The 15285-nt window shown below is 41.7% G+C and carries 12 protein-coding genes and 1 other RNA gene; 5 read left to right on the forward strand and 8 right to left on the reverse strand.

Annotation, left to right across the window (positions count from 1 at the left end; genetic code table 11):
- Positions 1–61: 61 nt before the first annotated feature.
- The gene (locus A3K91_RS09595) at positions 62–1138 is read right to left on the reverse strand and encodes a serine hydrolase (protein WP_062845053.1); all 1077 of its coding nucleotides are present in this window, start codon (positions 1136–1138) and stop codon (positions 62–64) included.
- 416 nt (positions 1139–1554) lie between these two features.
- On the opposite strand from A3K91_RS09595, the gene A3K91_RS09600 reads away from it, so the two are divergent.
- The 3 genes from A3K91_RS09600 (at position 1555) to A3K91_RS09610 (ending at position 5816) form a co-directional block, all read left to right on the forward strand.
- On the forward strand, positions 1555–2190 hold the full coding sequence (locus A3K91_RS09600) for a response regulator (RefSeq protein WP_062845054.1): 636 nt from the start codon (positions 1555–1557) through the stop codon (positions 2188–2190).
- A 45-nt stretch (positions 2191–2235) separates the two neighbouring features.
- The gene (locus A3K91_RS09605) at positions 2236–3984 is read left to right on the forward strand and encodes a sensor histidine kinase (RefSeq protein ID WP_062845055.1); all 1749 of its coding nucleotides are present in this window, start codon (positions 2236–2238) and stop codon (positions 3982–3984) included.
- 125 nt (positions 3985–4109) lie between these two features.
- Complete coding sequence (locus tag A3K91_RS09610; protein WP_062845056.1) at positions 4110–5816, forward strand: sigma-54-dependent transcriptional regulator; 1707 nt, start codon at positions 4110–4112, stop codon at positions 5814–5816.
- Between the two features lie 52 nt (positions 5817–5868).
- On the opposite strand, the gene A3K91_RS09615 is transcribed toward A3K91_RS09610, so the two are convergent.
- Both A3K91_RS09615 and gpmI read right to left on the reverse strand, forming a co-directional pair.
- Entirely contained in the window at positions 5869–7368 is a 1500-nt protein-coding gene (locus A3K91_RS09615) for a S41 family peptidase (RefSeq protein WP_084387323.1), read from the reverse strand.
- A gap of 322 nt (positions 7369–7690) precedes the next feature.
- Positions 7691–9349 (reverse strand): 2,3-bisphosphoglycerate-independent phosphoglycerate mutase, encoded by a 1659-nt coding sequence (gpmI, locus tag A3K91_RS09620; RefSeq protein ID WP_062845057.1) that lies wholly within the window; start codon positions 9347–9349, stop codon positions 7691–7693.
- Between the two features lie 272 nt (positions 9350–9621).
- Here gpmI and ssrS point away from each other — a divergent pair.
- Positions 9622–9817, forward strand: a non-coding RNA gene (gene ssrS / locus A3K91_RS09625) — 6S RNA.
- A 140-nt stretch (positions 9818–9957) separates the two neighbouring features.
- On the opposite strand, the gene A3K91_RS09630 is transcribed toward ssrS, so the two are convergent.
- Positions 9958–10566 carry an FxsA family protein gene (locus A3K91_RS09630; RefSeq protein ID WP_062845058.1) on the reverse strand — a complete coding sequence of 203 codons (609 nt, stop codon included), beginning with the start codon at positions 10564–10566 and terminating at the stop codon, positions 9958–9960.
- A gap of 153 nt (positions 10567–10719) precedes the next feature.
- On the opposite strand from A3K91_RS09630, the gene ruvC reads away from it, so the two are divergent.
- Entirely contained in the window at positions 10720–11304 is a 585-nt protein-coding gene (gene ruvC, locus A3K91_RS09635) for a crossover junction endodeoxyribonuclease RuvC (protein ID WP_062845059.1), read from the forward strand.
- A 92-nt stretch (positions 11305–11396) separates the two neighbouring features.
- Here ruvC and A3K91_RS09640 read toward each other — a convergent pair whose 3' ends face one another.
- The 4 genes from A3K91_RS09640 to A3K91_RS09655 form a co-directional block, all read right to left on the reverse strand.
- The gene (locus tag A3K91_RS09640) at positions 11397–12341 is read right to left on the reverse strand and encodes an META domain-containing protein (RefSeq protein ID WP_062845060.1); all 945 of its coding nucleotides are present in this window, start codon (positions 12339–12341) and stop codon (positions 11397–11399) included.
- A 278-nt stretch (positions 12342–12619) separates the two neighbouring features.
- The gene (locus A3K91_RS09645) at positions 12620–13282 is read right to left on the reverse strand and encodes a glutathione S-transferase family protein (RefSeq protein ID WP_062845061.1); all 663 of its coding nucleotides are present in this window, start codon (positions 13280–13282) and stop codon (positions 12620–12622) included.
- 294 nt (positions 13283–13576) lie between these two features.
- Positions 13577–14215, reverse strand: coding sequence for a peroxiredoxin (locus A3K91_RS09650; RefSeq protein WP_062845062.1), 639 nt, complete (start codon positions 14213–14215; stop codon positions 13577–13579).
- Positions 14216–14443: 228 nt separating this feature from the next.
- Positions 14444–15196 carry a phospholipase D family protein gene (locus A3K91_RS09655; protein WP_062845063.1) on the reverse strand — a complete coding sequence of 251 codons (753 nt, stop codon included), beginning with the start codon at positions 15194–15196 and terminating at the stop codon, positions 14444–14446.
- Positions 15197–15285: the final 89 nt, after the last annotated feature.

Below are 15285 nucleotides of genomic sequence, written 5' to 3' on the forward strand. Positions count from 1 at the left end.
CGCAATAAAAAGGCCGTTATATGATATAACAGCCTTATTAATTAACGTTAAGTCTGTGAACTTATACGGTGCGGCGAGTTGCTAAACTGTTTAGGATATTTTTGGCATCGCCCCAACGCGTGGCTGAGCTGTTCGCCCCTAAAATAACGATAATCGCTGGACGATTATTCACACGTGTTTCCATAACGACACAACGACCGGCTTCATTGATAAAGCCTGTTTTTGAGATACCAATCGGATAATCGCCAGCACGAACCAGCATGCTAGTATTATTGGCTTTATAAGTACGGTTACCATTAGAGTAATTCGATACAAAGAAATCATAGCTTTTGGTCGTAGAGAAACGACGAATCACATCATAATTACCAGCTGCCCGTACCATTTTGACCAGATCATTTGATGAGGCAACATTACGCTTATCAAGACCCGTCGGATCACCAAAGAAAGCCGTGGTCATCCCTAAATCTTGAGCTTTACGGTTCATTGCACGTATAAAGGCACTATAGCCACCTGGGTAATTACGCGCCAAACTTTTTGCCGCAGGATTTTCTGATTTCATCAATGCCATCAATAGCATTTCGGCACGGTTTAGACGATCACCTGATTTAAGATTCGAGCTCGCGCGTTTTGGACCTACGAAATCTTCAGGATCAAGCGTGATCTCTTCACGCATATCAAGACCAGCATCCAGCACCACCATAGCGGTCATTAATTTACTGATACTAGCCATAGGACGCGCAATGTCAGCATCTTTTTCATAAATAGACTCACCAGTCTCAGCATCGATTACAGCCACACTACGCGAATCAGTACTGATCGGAATCATGTCACTATTTCCGAATGCACCGCGGTACGTGGTGTTATAGCGGTTACTGTTGCTAGCAAAGTTATTGCTATTGGTGTTAGTGAGGTTGGTCGTGCCATAGCCATTATCGACTTTTTTAATGGCAGAACCGTTGGATTTGTACATGATGTTGCGTGCTTCTGATAAGCTATCCGCCCCACCCCAACTCATGCGAGCACTAGAGCCAGTATCAGTGCTACCATTAATAGTAAGTGCGGCTTGTGCAACACTGCCCAAACTCAATGAAATCATAGCGGCGATTAGCTGCTGTTTGGTTAATGGTAGTTGCTTCATTATGCCTCCTGCTTCCGTTATCACGTCAGTGACATGCTTTCTGACGCCTAGAACGTACGTAGCGTTTATGGATGTGTTTGTAAGTACTCGTATAGAGTTTTGGTATTTTTAGTGTATCATGGTTTGAATTGAAGTCTAATCTTCAAAGCCAATTTAGTAATTTATTTTGAACTAATTCAAATTTTGCTACAACTACTTTATATTTTAGAAACATTGGTTCACATTTCAGCAATGTATGCTCATTCTAACCGCTATAATCATTCACGTTCTGTTATGTTAAAGAATGATATCTTTATAATTCATTAACATTACTTCACGTTTTCAAAAATTGAAACAATCATTTAGATGACATAAATTTATCTATCATTCAGTATGTGTAACAACTCTCACTCTGACAAATAATAAAAGGCACAGTTATGATTAAAGTATTGGTAGTAGATGATCATGATTTGGTACGAATGGGTATTAGCCGTATGTTGTCAGATAGTGCCGATATCGAGGTTGTGGGCGAAGCAGATAGTGGCGATATGGCCATCAAGCTTGCCAAGCAATTGCTTCCTGACGTGATTTTACTGGATGTCAATATGCCTAATATTGGTGGTCTTGAAGCAACCAAACGTTTAATTCAACTTGATTTAGGACTTAAAATATTGGCAGTGAGTAGTATGGCATCTCAGCCTTACCCTTCTATGCTCATTAAAGCCGGTGTCAATGGTTACATCACTAAAGGCACACCGCTAGATGAGATGATCAGAGCCGTCAAAAAAGTTTATAAAGGCGGACGCTATTTTAGTCAGGATGTCGCTGAACAATTGGCAGATGTTTTATTATCAGATAATGCAAACTCACCTTTTGATTTGCTCAGTGATCGTGAAAAGCAGGTCGCAATGATGGTGGTTAATTGTCAAAGCCCTCAGCAAATCGCCGATCAGCTGTTTGTCAGTGTAAAAACCATCAACACTTATCGTTATCGTATTTATGAAAAAGTTGGCGTTGATAGCGATGTTAAGTTGACGCATTTGGCCATTCGCCATGGTTTGATTCAACCGTAGCTTTCTCAATAATTCTCTTAGCAACTTTTCTATAACGGTTCAATTATGAAACCTGTTACTGACATCGTCTCGACTGTCATCAAGTACTTACATCGTGATGATACGCTGCCTCTTCCGCAATTACGTAAATTGGGACTGATCTATAGCAGTTATCGCTTTATTGTCAGCGTGTTTTTTATGTTGATGGTATACATCAATGCGCGCACTGATAATAGCTCATTGCTACCAAGCTTCTTGCAGCAAACAGTACTCAGTTTTTATGTATTATTGAGCCTAATTTTGCTGGGTTTGTTTTACGTTGTGTCCAAAAAAATGCGGCGTCAGCTAGCCTTTGGTTTGGTGTTAGACGTCGTCATTTTAAGTTTACTTCTTTATACCGCTGGCGCACCTGATTTACAGTTAACTATGTTGTACATGGTTGTTGTAGCAGCCAGCTTTATGCTACTACATAGCTCACAAGCGTTAATCATCACATTACTGGCTATTATCTTTGTTATTTATCAACAGTTTTTTTATGCCATTGCCAATAGTATGAGTTTGGCCAATCTAAGCGACGCCCTACTCATGTCAGCCAGCTTTTTGGCAGTTGGTATTTTGAGTTGGTCTCTCTCACAGCGCTTAGTACAGCTTGAAAAAGTAGCAGCAAGTCATGCCAGAGAAGTTGAACGACTCAATGTCATCAATCAAGAAGTCATCACACAAATGGTAAACGGCGTCATTGTCATTGACAAACAACGTATTGTCTTAGCAAATCTTGCTGCACATCAATTGCTGAGTATGGCGCATGACCCAGCCGCCCAAGACCTCTCTACAGCTATCAATAATACACAAAATGATAAACGGCAGGCTCTACTCCATAACTTTCAGCAAAAGCTTAGTAAGCAACATACACAACTGCTCAAAGCGTGCTTATCAGTAGCAAGTGGTCAATCACGCAGCTTTACCTATGACTTGCCTGCCATAGCAAATGCTTCCGTATTTGGCAAGCTACGTGTGCAAATCACGCCATTAAAAGACGACAGCAAACTCGTTATTTTAGAAGATTTGCGCCGAGAACACGCCAGCGCGCAACAGTTAAAACTGGCCTCTTTGGGGCAGCTAACTGCCAGTATTGCTCATGAAATCAGAAACCCGTTGGCTGCTATATCGCAAGCCAGTCAGTTGCTAATGGAAGATATGGCTGAGCTCGATGCCAAAAATGCTGCAAGTGATAATCAAGAGAGCAGTTCCTCTTACCTTGACATGGCGGGCAATCATGAGCTTTATAAAATGATATTTTCGCAAACGAAACGTGTGAACCGTATTATCGAAGATGTCCTAAAACTGTCTCGTCAACAAAAGGCGAATCAGCAATCCATTGTATTGGCTGAGTGGCTTCCAGTATTTTTGGAAAACTACTTCAAAGGTCATGATGTTTTCTTACACGTAAAGACACAGCTTATTATCTCGTTCGATACCCATCAGTTAGAGCAAGTTTTAATCAATCTAATCAATAATGGTCTGCGTCACAGTAGCTATGCTCACCCCCATGCTTATGTAGAGATTGAGGTTTATTGTGTCGATAACGATGTTATAATTGATGCATTGGACGGTGGCACAGGCGTGAAAGCCGAAGAGTTGCAGCATCTGTTCAATCCATTTTTTACCACGGATCAAAAAGGCACTGGATTGGGGCTGTATTTATCACAAGCATTTTGTGAGGCCAACCAAGCCCGTCTGCTTTACGTTCCTGAGCACGAGAAAACCTGCTTCCGCTTAATAGCGCCTGCTGTCAACTCTGATATTTATGTATAAATGGTTAAAAGCAATATCAATACAAGTTTTTTGTGAGTAAGAAATTCTCTTCCTATCAGATATTTTATCCGAATGGTATGTCGATTTTTAACATTTAATAGCTATTGAATACAATGAGATGATGTATGACAACTACCGCACTAGTCGTTGATGATGAAGTGGATTTGTGCCGATTAATGCAGATAACGTTGACCAAAATGGGTATCAAAAGCGATGTGGCTTATACGTTGGCGCAAGCAAGAGCATATTGGCAAGAAAACAATTACGATTTTTGTTTGACTGATTTGAAGCTACCTGATGGATCGGGGCTAGAATTGGTAAAAGAAATCAGTAACAGCTCTAATAGTCCCATCGCTGTTATTACAGCGCATGGCAGTATGGATCTTGCCATAGAGGCATTGAAGCTTGGGGCATTTGATTTTGTTAACAAACCGCTTGAGTTACCGCGTCTACGTCAACTGGTAGAAAGCGCTTTAAAGGTTATCCATCAAGACAATGAGGCAAATGCCACACCAGAATCTTCACCTGAACAAAAACTGTTAGACGCTCGACTGATCGGTAATTCTGCCGTGATGACTCCTTTGAAAAATACCATATTAAAGCTGGCACGCTCACAAGCCCCTGTATTCTTATCAGGCGAGTCAGGTACAGGTAAAGAAGTGGTTGCTCGACTGATTCATGATATCAGTCCGCGTAGAGATGGCAGTTTTGTGCCAGTGAATTGTGGGGCGATACCGTCCGAGCTAATGGAGTCAGAATTTTTCGGTCACAAAAAAGGCAGCTTTACAGGTGCCGTGGCTGACAAACAAGGCTTATTTCAACAAGCAAATGGTGGCACGTTATTTTTAGATGAGGTCGCGGATTTGCCACTTGCAATGCAAGTCAAGTTGCTGCGTGCTATTCAAGAAAAAACCGTGAGAGCCATTGGTGACACAAAAGAGATACCCGTTGATATTCGCATACTCTCTGCCACTCACAAAAATTTAAGTCAACTTGTACAAGAGGGTGCGTTTAGACAGGATTTGTATTATCGCATCAACGTGATTGAATTAAAGTTGCCGACACTCAATACTCGCCGTGATGACATACCTGTTTTGGCTGAGCATTTCTTAGGAATGATTGCTCATGAATGGCAATTGGAAACACCGCCCTCGTTAACAACTGAGGCGCGCGCGCGATTGCAACAGCATAATTTTGCTGGAAACGTCCGTGAACTGCGTAATGTACTAGAGCGTGCAGTGACTCTAGCAGAAACATCCTTGATTGATATCAGTCATTTGGGCCTTCCTGATCTAGAAGACGGTATGGGTTATCAACCAACCGCTTCTCAAGCTCGTCACAATCATACTGATAGTGATACGCGCCTTGATCAAACAGCCAATGCGCCTATTACCACTCAACCAATAGAAGATAACAGAGACACTATCCGATCCACAGATAAGACCATAAACCCTGAGCAAACGACGACTAATCTACACCCGTACCGTACTAATATGCAACATTACCCTTCAATGGTACAACGTCAAGCCAGTCGCCAAACAGAAGCATTGAGCAATGCAAATCTCCGTCATGATGTAGAAACAATTACTCAAGCATCAAATCAACCGGATGTAGGTGAAAAGGCAAACTTGAGCGAACTGGCTGACGTTCAACTGCCCCTCCAAGGGTTAGAGCACTACCTACAAGAACAAGAAAAACAGCTGATTATTACCGCCTTAAAACAAGCTGGCTGGAATAAAACTCAGGCAGCCAAATTACTAGGAACGACTTTTCGATCTTTACGCTATCGCATGAAAAAACTGGACATCGCCGAAGATGAAGCTGATGAATAGTATGCTATGACAATAGTTTAATAAGAATAAGCAGCCATAACGCTGCTATGTTCTACTTAGTTATATTCCCTTCTGCCACATTGACTTCTGATGCAGGCTTTCGGACAAACCGAATGCCTGTCTCAAGCACACGCGCTTTTAGCAAATCCAGCGCTTGTTGCTCCCAAGTGCTTTCATTGCCTGATAAAGTCACATCTGGTTTGACACCAATCCCATCAATTTTACCACCTGCTGCGGTCATATAGTTGGCGACGGTGAGCTTGACAGCTTGCTCATCATTGAGGGGTACGACCGACTGTACAGAGCCTTTTCCATAGCTGACTTCTCCCACAATCGTGGCGCGCTTTTGTGCCTGTAAGCTGCTAGCCAGTACTTCTGCTGCAGATGCTGAATAGCGATTCTGCAACACAACCATTGGTAAGCGCTTGAGTATCGCATCACCCTTAGTGGACAATACACGGGAGCCATCTTGACGTGCTTGTACTTGTACCACGTCAGCATCTTCCATAAACAAACTGGCGACATTTATCGCGGAGGTCAACACGCCACCTGGATTGTCGCGCATATCGAGCAGAATACCAGTGACAGGAGAATCTAGGTTGATTAAACCTTCCAACAACTTCTCGCGACTGTTGTTCTGAAAGGCAGGTAATTTAATCATCGCAATACCATCGACAAGCTCTGTTTCAATGATTTGAGGGTGGCTATGGTTACGCTGCAATGTAGTAGTATGCTTGCGGCGACCAGCTTTTGAGGTGACAATATCAACTTGTGTACCAGCGATTCCAGTTAAAAGCTGCTCAATATCATTACTCTCTTTATCTTCATCCAGCTTGAACTCTCCGACTTGATGCAGATAATCACCAACAGCAATCCCCTTCTTATCAGCGGGTGAATCATCGACCACCTCTGTGATGACCCAGTACCCTACTTCTTGCTGGTAATCCACCTTAATACCAATATCACCTACATCACCTTCTGTAAATGCTCGAAGATTTTCGTAAGCTTCAGCATCTAAAAACTCAGCATGACTGTCAAGCTTTGTAAGCATACCACTCATTGCGTTGTTGAATAGCTCTTCATCATTAACCGCATCAACATACTCACGGCGCACCAAATCCACGACAGCCACAAAGGTTTTGAGCGTCTCTGGAGAAATAGCATTTAAGGAGACTTTGGCAACCTCAGGTGGAATATTCGTATCAATGTCATTTGTGTCATCTATTAATGCCGTCTCATCTGGCACGCTGTCTATTGAATCGTCATAATCGTCTGCAGCATCTAACATATCAGCAATACTTGATAAATCATCCCCATTGTCTTCGGCTGCTATCTCATCAGCGTTTAAACTGATGAGTTGTAAACTTGCCGTAGGGTTATCGCTAGGCTGATTAACAGGCACGGTTGCCGCTTGTGCGCATACAGTAGCCCCTAGTCCAAATACACCTACTGTTAATGCTCGCTTAACAGCAGTAGTCGCTATAGATACCTTTATCGCAGGTTTACTCAATCGCTTGGACCTAGATGCGCGAATAAAATAGATAGGATGCATAAGAGAACTCGTTTAGATAGTAAAATGTACAGAACAGTTATAAGGTAGAGAACTGCTATTGAGTAAAAACAGTGAGTATTTGCTTGTAAGATAGCATCAAGGGCAGCTCTAAACTAGAGTAGTATTGCAAGTGCTCACAATTCTAATAACCAGTGTCACCTATATTAACCTTGCCAAGCTTACTGGTTATTATGACAGTGCTCACCTTCTTCATAATTTTTATCATCAAAAATATTAAAAATCGAGCAAGGTTTATGAAAAAAGGAAAGGATAATACATACCCTTTCCTTCTTTTACGCTGACTATAGTATGTAAAACTGACTTATGATATTGGCACTAACAGACTTTCACCTGTCATTTCAGCTGGCGTATCCATGTTCATTAATGCCAAAATAGTTGGTGCAATATCACTTAATTTACCACCGCTACGTACTTGTAATTTTTGTTCACCTACATAAATCAGTGGTACATGTTCAGTAGTATGCTGAGTATGCACTTGTCCACTTTCGTAATCTTGCATTTGCTCACAGTTGCCATGATCAGCAGTGATAAGCATATCGCCATCAGCAGCTTGCACTGCTGCTGCCACGCGACCGACACAAACATCTAATGCTTCTACAGCCTGAACCGCTGCATCAAAAACCCCTGTATGTCCTACCATATCACCGTTGGCATAGTTCACAACCAGTACATCGTATTTGCCCGACTCAATAGCAGCGACTAATTTATCCGTCACTTCAGGTGCACTCATCTCAGGCTGTAGATCATATGTTGCCACATCTGGAGAAGGCACCAAAATGCGTGTCTCGCCTTCGTACTCTTCTTCTCGACCGCCACTAAAAAAGAAAGTTACGTGAGCGTACTTTTCAGTTTCAGCGATACGCAATTGAGTTTTACCCTGATCTTGTAGATATTCGCCAAGTGTATTGTTCAAAGACGTTGGATAATAAGCAATGCTCGTTTTTGAATTGTCAGCCAACACATCAGAGTATTTAGTCAACATCACAAACGCTGCAAGCTTGGGCTGCTTTTGACGGGCAAAACCAGAAAATTCATGATCTGGTAATACAAAGGCTTGCGCAAGCTCACGTGCACGATCAGCACGGAAATTCATAAAGATAAGTGCGTCGTTGTCATCGATGGTATAAGGCACCTCATCGCGCCCTATTACCGTGGTCGGACTGATAAACTCGTCCGTTTCACGGGCTTTATAGGCAGCTTGTACCGCACCATCCGCTCTAGTTGCTAGACGATCTGCCTTGCCTTCTGTGAGCAGCTCATACGCTTTTTGTACTCGATCCCAGCGATTGTCACGATCCATCGCGTAATAGCGTCCAATAATAGTCGCAATTTGCACTCGTCCGCCTTCGTAATGTGCATTTAGTTTATCAATATGCGCACGTAGGCGATCAACATATTTATCAGCAGATTTTGGTGGCGTATCGCGTCCATCTAAGAAGCAATGAACAAAAACGTTTTTGGCGCCATGTACTAAGGCTGAATGACACATGGCCTCAATGTGATCTTGATGTGAATGCACTCCACCATCCGATAATAATCCCATAATATGTACATTACCGCCAAGCTCATTGGCTGCCTTTACCGCATTCACCAGCGCTTCATTTTTGTAAAAGTCACGATTGGCAACCTCGCTTGATATGCGAGTAGAGTCTTGATAAAGGACACGACCAGCGCCCAGATTCATATGTCCCACTTCTGAATTACCAAACTGACCATCTGGCAATCCCACGTCTTCACCTGACGCGGATATTAACCCATGTGGATATTTTTGATAAATTTTATCCAAATTGGGCATACTGGCAGCGGCAATCGCATTATCTTTATCATCTTCACGATGTCCAAAACCATCTAGTATCATTAAAACGCGCGGCACTTTTTTGTGTGGCTCGCCATCTTGCCCATTAACAAGCTTGGTTTGATTGTCGTCGATAAATTCTGATTGTTGCTGATTGTTGGTCATGGACTACCGCTCCTCAAGTGAATGAACGCTTACAATACTGTATTGGGAATTGAAAAGTGCTGTATCGGAAATTTGAAAGTTCCTATCTTAACACACATCTCAAAATAGCTGAAAAATCAACCCCTATGTTCACTCAATAGGCAGTCCTATTTCTTGTATTCTTATTGGCTGCAAAATGTAGTAAAACTTACGGTTAACCCTACTCTCTACTGAAGCCACGTATCAATCTGTAAATCAAGCTTGCAATCATTCAGGCCATTGGTTAAGATAATTATATTCTGAAGTGTTGGCTAGTAGATGTTTATTCCCTGAGCCGATAATGCTTTACCAGGATGTGGTACCTATCGCCTCATTGTGTATGCCTGCACTGCTTGCAGTGTATCAGGAAACCTGCCGAGGTGATGACGCATCCGCCCTGAACTTCACGGTTCATGGGTCACCATCTTACGGCGGCACTTCGGTTGTTCTATTCGGTTCGTCATTGATTTGTTTATAAATGCATATTTGTAGAAAATTAATAGCCACCAATCAAAAACCCCTTTCGCTATAAACGAAAGGGGTTTTTTTATGCCAATTTTTTATTTAAAACTTATCAGACCGCTACTATACTATTCATCATTGGCAGACTTTGTGATTTTTTTCACATCTTTGGGTATATTTTTCGCTGTACCGTCGACGGTTGTATTTTGTTTAAACACATCACCAAATGGATTCTGCTGCTGACCAAATGGACTTTGTTTGTTCATACCACTTGCACCGCCAAATGGGTTTTGGCCACCCATATTACCGAATGGATTTTGACCGCCGCCCATCTGCTTGGCCATCATCTCCATCATTTTTTGCTGATTGTTCATCACATAGTTATTGGCCACGTCTTTTAGTTTCTTTTGTACTGGTGGTAAGACCACCAATAAGGCAATAAGGTCACTAAGCACACCTGGAATCAGTAACAAAATACCTGCCGCAGCCATGGCCACACTTTTCATCATGGTAGATTCTTGTGGACGCATTGCAGGATTCATCATGCCGCCAGCTTTCATTTGCTGCGCCATTGGATTAAGGGATGCCATGCCTTTACGAATGAGTGAAATACCGATGACTGCAGCGATAATAAACCATATGAAAACCCACCAGCCACTTATAAATTGTGCAAGTAAATACCACAATAGCATTTCGATAATAAACCAAACGATGGCAATACCAACTATCTGACCCATAAAGTGTCGTCCTATAAAATAAAAACCAATAAATTAAGTGCCATACAAATTAAAATGGCTAACATATGATGTATATGGGGATTGATTGCTATACTATCAAACTTACGGCTTATTTTTAAGCCATAAAACAAAATGTAAGTAAGACGGAAGACTATGGCAATTATTATCGGTATTGATCCCGGTTCACGTATGACAGGTTATGGCATTGTTCAGCAAACTGGCGATAAGCTAACCTATATTGATGCAGGTACGATTCGCACAGACACTAAAGAGATGCCCGAGCGCCTTAAACGCATTTTTAATGGTTTAACGCGTATTACTCAGCATCATCTAAAATATGCGGATGAGCCAATTTATACGGCTATTGAGCAAGTATTTATGGCAGAGAACCCTGACTCTGCGCTTAAGCTTGGTCAGGCACGAGGTGCTGCCATTGCAGCCATGGTAGCCCTAGATTTAGAAGTTTCAGAGTATACGGCGCGCCAAATCAAGCAAGCGGTTTGTGGTTATGGCGCGGCCGCCAAAGAGCAGGTACAAGAGATGGTTTGTCGAATACTGTCTTTAGACGTAGTGCCACAAGCGGATGCCGCAGATGGACTTGCCTGCGCAATCTGTCATGCGCATTCCAGTCATTCGATGAATAAGTTGATACTTAATAGTGCGATGCGTGGACGCGGGGCTTCTAAGAAAAAAGGACGCTGGCGTTTGACTGAAGAAGATCTCGGCAATCTGCGATAAAAGCCTGTCACCATAAAAAAAACGCGCTACTAGGCGCGTTTTTTTATTCTAAATATGATAAGTGTAGTAGAGAATAGACTGGCCAAATATTTTTACTCAGCGACTGCACTTTCAATCACAGCGTCCAATACATAAGCATACGCCTCACTTGGTGCCTCTAGACGGTTATCATTTGCAGCAGTATTTGTGTCCGCATCTAAAGCATAACGCTGTATGCGTAGCACTTCGTCATGCTTACCATCCGGCTGATAACCATCAATAACGCCAGCAAATGGCGCCCACTGCCCTTCACTACTCTTAATTCCCTGATTATCATAGGTAATGGGTTTGACTTGCAAACACATCTCAGAAGTAGTGTCATTACAAGACGTTTTCTTGGCATTCACGGCCCAAAATACCGTCTCACCTTTACTATTATATTTGGCTTGATCCGTAAGTTGACCTTCCCAAACCAATGTGGTTTCTTCATTCGTGAGCTGAGTCAATACTGCCTGTTCTTCTTGAGAAGCATCATTTTTTGTCACTACTATTTGACTATCGCCTTCCATCAGATCAATCAAGCTATTTTCAGCGGCATTCAGATCAGCACATAGCATTTTAGTACTCATACTGTCATCAACGCTTAAAACCGACCCTTGTAATTGATAATTGGCACTGATCGTATTACAACCGACGCTATAATTTAAAGTGTTCTGACCTTGGTACTGATTGAAAGACAGTCTTACTTCATCTTTAACAACTGCCAATTCATTCAGTGGCTGGGACTCATTACCCATGACAGATACAAGCGTCCATCGATGATCTGATAGAGTAGAGATCATTGCTTGTTCAGCACTTTTATTGTCTGTTATAGGCTCATCAGTCGTTTCATCTGCATCAGACGCCATGACCTCATTATCGACCGCTTTAGCATGTTCTGTCTTTTCTTTTTCGTTAGTCGACGTAGAATTTTGACAAGCGCCTAACGCCAAACTTGCTACCAACATACTTGGTAATATTCCCAATTTAAAAGACAGTGTCCTAAAAGATAATCTCATAACAGTCATGCCTTACGATTGCCTTTTTTACAATTTAAACGCTTTATAGTTCAAGAAAGTGTTATATACACCTTTTCGGGGCGAAACAATCTACTCACTATATCGTTAGTGATTTTTGTCATTGTAACAAAATGTTTGATTTTATAAACATATGGTAATGATTCTCTTTACTTTAATTGGCACCACTATCTGTGCAGTCAACTTGAGTAAATCAAGAGTCATTACCATTATGTGAAGATGTGACTTATAAATAATTCCAAATAAGTAAATATTTTGTCTTATTTATTTTCATCTGTGGATTTTGCTTTTGACATGTTTGCAATGCTAAAACGGTCGTTCATTTTCTGATAAAAACGCGCAAGATTTTCACCTTGAGCATTAGGATCCACTTTGAGTAGTTTGCCAAAATCCAACCCAAGGTATAAAACGATATCAGCGAAACTTAATTGCTCCCCGACTAAGTACTCACGACCTTCCAAAACCGTTTCAAAATAAGCCAACGCTTTGTTTGAACGTGCAATAGAGGGCGCAACAAACTCTGGCACTTGCTCAACGCGCTGCGCTTTTGAAGGATGACTGTGTTGAAACGCGAGCATATAGTTATATAGAACTTCAAATTCAGCAATGCGGCGCATTGAGCACACTTGCGCGCGCTGTACTACATCATTGCCCATCACAGAACGCTCACCATAGACGCGGTCAAGGTATTCGCAAACTGCCTGAGAATCATTGAGTATCGTATTATCGTCCAACTTCAACACTGGCACTGTCTGCATAGGATTTATCTTAGTAAACGCCTCTGACATCTGCTCATTATTAGCAAAATCAATGTCCACTACATCGATATCATCCATGTCATCAACATCAATTCCTTTTGATGCCAATAAAATAAGCGCTTTACGTGGATTGGGTGCTGTACGGGTGATGTATAATTTTTTCATGGAAAACTCCTTGTAAAATGGAATAAAAAAGCAACTTAGCACGGTTAAATTTTATAGTTTATAGAGAGAATGGATAGTTTCTGATTAGAACCACGATATCTATGTGTCGACTCAATGCTTTCAGAGACGAGCTAACAAACAATCAAGCTAACAAAAAATACTGTTCAGATAAAATCCAATGCTCTCGTCATCATAGCAAAACCTTACTACCACTTGTTATATGAATAGTAAAAAGCCCCATAACATTACGTTATAGGGCTCTATATCTTCAGTAAATATCCATACATACTTGAATTATTTATTAGGCGCAGGCGTTGTACGTAGATAAGGCTTAATCTCTTTATGGCCTTTCGGATACTTGGCTGCGATGTCTTCGTTTTTTACGCTTGGTGGAATGATCACGTCGTCACCATCTTTCCAATCTACTGGCGTTGCGATATTGTACTCATCAGACAATTGTAGCGCATCAATAACGCGAATGATTTCATCAAAGTTACGACCACAGCTGGCAGGATACGTTAGGGTCAAACGAACCTTTTTGTTTGGATCAATAATAAAGACACTACGCACTGTATGTGTGCTATCCGCATTTGGGTGCATCATATCGTACAATTCAGCCACTTCTTTGTTAGGATCAGCGATAATTGGGAAGTTCATCTCAGTACCTTGAGTCTCACCGATGTCACTTGCCCATGCCTTATGATCTTCTAGGCTATCGACAGAGATACAAATCGGCTTAACATTGCGCTTTTGGAACTCGCCATTTAATGCAGCTGCACGACCAAGCTCAGTGGTACATACTGGGGTAAAATCGGCTGGATGTGAGAAGAATACCACCCAGTTGTCACCTGCCCACTCGTGGAAATTGATATTACCTTCTGTAGTCGCAGCATCAAAATTTGGTGCGGTATCGCCTAAACGTAAATGTGCCATGCTTTATTCCTTAGCTATGTTGATGAACGCTTCTATCGACACTTGGGCCTCGCGCTCTATTATTATCATCGATGTGCTCAGCTATAAAAAGTGCAGAGCACATCCGTAAAAACTGACTTTATCTTAACAAACTGGTTATGAATGTCTTGTGACGGATTGTAATGCCGTTATTCCCGTTATACCTAAGCAATAATATTGTTAAAAGTTCAATTCCAATCTGTACAAACCTTAAACCACCATACCCGAATCCCATAAACAAAACTCACCAAACTTACCCTTTTTGCTCGTACCACCAGCGGCACGTCCAGCATCCGTTAACACCAACTCACCCTCCTGCGCTTCTAGATAACCAGCTGCAAGCAGTTTATCATTCAATTCTTGCGTCTTAAAGCCGAGTTCTTTAGCAAGCTTGGCTGTCGTCAGTTTTGAATAGTTAGGCGTGGTTTCGATTGTGGGCGCAGTTGACATCACTGGCGACTGAGACGTCGTGCTTGCTGTCTTAGTGTTAGAGTCAGGTTTGCTTTCAGACTCACTCACTTTTTCTAACGACATTCTGACTTCATCACTGATACGAATAATACGCTGGGCTTCTTCGTAAGTATCGGCATAGAGCTTGGCGTCATCATTGCGATAAATCAGTACACCCATTTCATTGTTATTGACCTGACTGAATTCATAAAGGTTCAAACTGGTAATGATGCATTCGTTTTCATTCAAATAACATTTAGCATGCAAGTTTTTGCAAAAACTGGTACGGATAAACGTTAGATTTTTTAGCCAGTTTATTTCTTCAGGATGTAAGTCATTTTTGCCATAGACGATGCGAATATCTATTTTCAAACGATTGCGGTCTTCAAGCAACTCTTTGATACGCTCATTCAGCTTAAGGTAAGGACTAATAATAATCAATCTGTCAGACGCATTTTTAATCAATTCTTCTAAATGGTAAGTCGTCCCACTGCTGTTCAAAAACTTTGCCATGCTTATTTCCTCAAAGATTACTGTCAATAATTTTATCATTGTCCACAAAAAAGCCCATTCCTAGCGTACTAGAAACGGGCTGGTTTGCA

Origin of the sequence: Psychrobacter alimentarius, assembly GCF_001606025.1 — a bacterium.
GTDB classification, from domain to species: domain Bacteria; phylum Pseudomonadota; class Gammaproteobacteria; order Pseudomonadales; family Moraxellaceae; genus Psychrobacter; species Psychrobacter alimentarius.